The sequence below is a fragment of the Aquitalea sp. ASV15 genome (assembly GCF_016429115.1).
GTDB classification, from domain to species: Bacteria; Pseudomonadota; Gammaproteobacteria; order Burkholderiales; family Chromobacteriaceae; genus Aquitalea; species Aquitalea magnusonii.
The window spans coordinates 1-255 of sequence record NZ_JAELTZ010000239.1; the positions used below are offsets into that span (position 1 = coordinate 1).

A 255-nucleotide genomic window follows, 5' to 3' on the forward strand; every position below is an offset into this window, starting at 1 on the left:
GGCTGAGCAGGCGGCTGGGGTAGATGCGGATGTCCACCAGCATGTTGAAGTCCTTGCGCGGGGCATCGTATTCCATGCCGATGCGGGTGACTTCGCCAATCACGATGCCGCGGAAGTCCACCGGGGCGCCCACGGTGAGGCCGCGTACCGATTGCTGGAATTTCAGCTGCAGCGGCAGCACTTCGTGGTCGGGCGACTGCATGGCCTGATCGCGGCTATTGGCCAGGAGGAAGGTGCTGCTGGCCGCGGCCGGCC

Annotated in this window: 1 protein-coding gene; it reads right to left on the reverse strand. The window is 65.9% G+C overall.

The genetic code is table 11. The annotated features are described in order from the left end of the window. The coding region (locus JHD64_RS22570) for an MlaD family protein (protein WP_199055819.1) at positions 1-255 on the reverse strand (255 nt) is incomplete at both ends.